Origin of the sequence: Trebonia sp., from assembly GCF_049794275.1 — a bacterium.
Lineage (GTDB): Bacteria > Actinomycetota > Actinomycetes > Streptosporangiales > Streptosporangiaceae > Trebonia.
On sequence record NZ_JBARCR010000587.1, the window covers coordinates 1 to 3527 of the forward strand.

General features: G+C 69.6%; 2 protein-coding genes and 1 pseudogene. All 3 read right to left on the reverse strand.

Annotation, left to right across the window (positions count from 1 at the left end):
* Positions 1-536: pseudogene (locus WA805_RS15855) on the reverse strand (acetate/propionate family kinase); the annotation flags it as partial.
* Positions 524-2896, reverse strand: coding sequence for a phosphoketolase family protein (locus WA805_RS15860; protein ID WP_424561096.1), 2373 nt, complete (start codon positions 2894-2896; stop codon positions 524-526). The pseudogene WA805_RS15855 and the gene WA805_RS15860, both read right to left, overlap by 13 nt.
* Positions 2897-2955: 59 nt before the next feature.
* Positions 2956-3527: acetate--CoA ligase family protein (locus WA805_RS15865; protein WP_425242714.1), on the reverse strand; the 572-nt coding region annotated here is incomplete at its 5' end.

Consider the following 3527-nt stretch of genomic DNA (forward strand, 5'->3'; position numbering starts at 1 on the left):
CCGGACACCAGCTCGCCGGACACCAGCTCGCCGGACACCAGTTCGGCGGCCCGGTTCGAGACGTAGGCGTGGGACAGGCCGTGGAACCCGTACCTGCGCAGTGTCCACCGGGCGCGCCACTCCGCGGGCAGCGCGTACGTGGCCGCCGCGTCCCCGATGGTCGCGTGAAACGCGGTGTCGAAGCAGGCCACCGCGGGCGCGCCGGGCAGCACGGCGGATACCGCGTCGAGCGCGGCGAGCGACTTGGGCTGGTGCAGCGGCGCGAGGTCGGTGAGCGACTCGATGCCCCGCCGCACCTCAGCGTCGATGAGCACTGGCGCGGCGTACAGCGTCCCGCCGTGCACCACCCGGTGCCCGACCGCGTCCACCCGGCCGAACGACTCGATCGCCTTCCTGATGTCGGCGCTGTCGACGGCCCCGCGCGGCGCGGGCAGGTCGGCGCCGGCCGTCACTTCGTCGTCAGGCGACAGGACGCGCAGCTTGAGGCTGCTCGACCCGGCGTTGACGACGAGCACGTGGGTGTCTACGCGCGCCACGCCCAGTCCCTGATCTCCGGGGCGTCCTCGCCGAACTCCCTGGTGTACGCGCGGCACGCGATCCGCTTGTCCGCCATCGTCTGCCGCACGTGCCCGGCCGATCCTGCCAGTCCAGGCACCCGGTCGATCACGTCCATCACCAGGTGGAACCGGTCCAGGTCGTTGAGCATCACCATGTCGAACGGCGTGGTGGTGGTGCCGTTCTCCTTGTACCCGCGGACGTGGAAGTTCGGGTGACCGTGCCGCCGGTAGATCAGCCGGTGGATCAGCCACGGGTAGCCGTGGTAGCCGAAGATGACCGGCGCGGTCGTGGTGAACAGCGCGTCGAACTCGGCGTCCGACATGCCGTGCGGGTGCTCCGATTCCGGCTGCAGCCGCATCAGGTCCACCACGTTGACTACGCGGACCTTCAGCGACGGCAGGTGCTCGCGCAGCAGCGACACCGCGGCTAGCGTCTCCAGCGTCGGGGTGTCGCCGCAGCACGCCATCACGACGTCCGGCGGGACCGACGGGTCGTTGTCCGACGACGCCCACTCCCAGATCCCCGCGCCGCGCGTGCAGTGGATGATCGCCTCGTCCATCGATAGCCACTGCGCCTGCGGCTGCTTGCCCGCCACGATCACGTTCACGTAGTTCCTTGACCGCAGGCAGTGGTCGCCCACCGACAGCAGGCAGTTCGCGTCCGGCGGCAGGTAGACGCGGATGACCTCCGCCTTCTTGTTGACCACGTGGTCGATGAACCCCGGGTCCTGATGAGAGAACCCGTTGTGGTCCTGCCGCCACACCGGCGAGGACAGCAGGTAATTCAGCGACGCGATGGGCCGGCGCCACGGGATGCCGCGGGTCACCTTCAGCCACTTGGCGTGCTGGTTGAACATCGAGTCGATGATGTGGATGAACGCCTCGTAGCAGTTGAACATCCCGTGCCGCCCGGTCAGCAGGTAACCCTCGAGCCAGCCCTGGCACAGGTGCTCCGACAGCACCTCCATCACCCGGCCGTCCGGGGTCAGGTTGTTGTCACCGGGGATGATCTCCCCGTCGAAGGCCCGGCCGGTCACGTCGAACACCGCGTCGAGCCGGTTCGAGGACGTCTCGTCCGGTCCCCACAGCCGGAAGCTCCTGGGGTTCGCCACGATGATGTCCCGCAGGAAGCCGCCGAGCACGCGGGTGTTCTCCGCCTGCGCGCCGCCAGGCGCCGGGACCGTGACCGCGTAGTCCCTGAAGTCGGGCATGTCCAGGTCGCGCAGTAGCAGCCCGCCGTTGGCGTGCGGGTTGGCGCTCATCCGCCGGTAGTCGGCCGGCGCCAGCCTGGCGATCTCGGGGACCAGCGTGCCGCCGGGGTCGAACAGCTCGGCCGGGTGGTAGGAGCGCATCCACTCCTCGAGCTGGCGCAGGTGCTCAGGGTTGGTGCGCGCCGCGGAGATCGGCACCTGGTGTGCCCGCCAGGTCCCTTCCACCGGCAGCCCGTCGACGAACTTCGGCCCGGTCCAGCCCTTGGGCGTGCGCAGCACGAGCACCGGCCAGCGTGGCCGCCCGGTTTCACCGCCTTCGCGGGCCCGCCGCTGGATGTCGTGGATCTCGGTCACGATCGAGTCGAGGGTGGCGGCCATCTCCTGGTGCACGAGCTTCGGGTCGTCGCCCTCGACCGTGTAGACCTTGTAGCCGTACCCGCTGAGCAGCGATTCCAGTTCGTCGGCCGGGATCCGGGCCGGGACCGTCGGGTTGGCGATCTTGTACCCGTTGAGGTGCAGGACCGGCAGCACCGCGCCGTCCGTCACCGGGTTGAGGAACTTGTTGGCGTGCCAGCTGCCGGCCAGCGGCCCGGTCTCCGACTCGCCGTCCCCGATCACGCAGGCGACGATGAGCTCCGGGTTGTCGAACGCCGCGCCGTAGGCGTGCGAAAGCGAGTAGCCGAGCTCGCCGCCTTCGTGGATGGACCCGGGCGTCTCCGGCGCCGCGTGCGACGGTATGCCGCCGGGGAAGGAAAACTGCCTGAAGAGCCGCCGCATCCCGGCCTCGTCCCTGCTGACGGACGGGTACAGCTCGCTGTAGGTGCCTTCCAGGTAGGTGTTCGCCACGATCCCCGGGCCGCCGTGCCCTGGCCCGGTGATGTAGATGACGTCCAGGTCCCAGTTCTTGATCACCCGGTTCAGGTGCGCGTAGATCAGGTTGAGGCCCGGCGTGGTGCCCCAGTGCCCGAGCAGCCGGGGCTTCACGTGCTCTGGCTTCAGTTCCTCGGTCAGCAGCGGATTGTCCAGCAGGTAGATCTGGCCGACAGACAGGTAGTTGGCTGCCCGCCACCAAGCGTCGATGAGGTCGAGTTCGCCGGCCGTGAGCGGCCCAGCGTCCGTCGCTGTCATGCGGGTTCCCCTCGTCATCCCGAACGTACGCGTGGTTGCTGCCGGCAGCATCATCCCACCTAGTCCGGGCGGGATCGGGGTCGGCAGGTTAACCGCAGCCGACGTAGAAATGGATCTTGCGGTACCTCAGGCGTGACCCGGATCCGCGCGTCGACGGCGACCGCCCCGAGCTGGCGGGCGATGACCGGGTTGAGGTCGAGCTCGGTGACCTCAGGCAGGTCATCGGCGAGCCGCGATACCCGCATCAGCACGTCGCGCAGCGCGGGGATGTCGGCGGCAGCGGAACCGCGGTGGCCGTGCAGCAGTGGCGCGGACCTTATGGAGTTGATCAGCGTGTCGGCGTCAGTCTCGGTCAGCGGCGCGAGCCGGGCCGCGTGGTCGGCCAGCACTTCTGTCGCGACACCGCCGAGCCCGAACACCACGAGCGGCCCGAACATCTGGTCGTCCTGCACCCCGATGATCACCTCGGTCCCGCCCGTGATCGTGCGGGCTTCCGTTTCCGACACCAGCGGTATCCCGTACAGCCGCAGGAGCGCGGTCACGTCGGCGGGCGGCAGCCAGCCGCCGTCGGGCGCGTGCGCGAGGAACCCGCGGATCATGGCGCGGGCCCCGGCGGCGTCCACGTCACTGA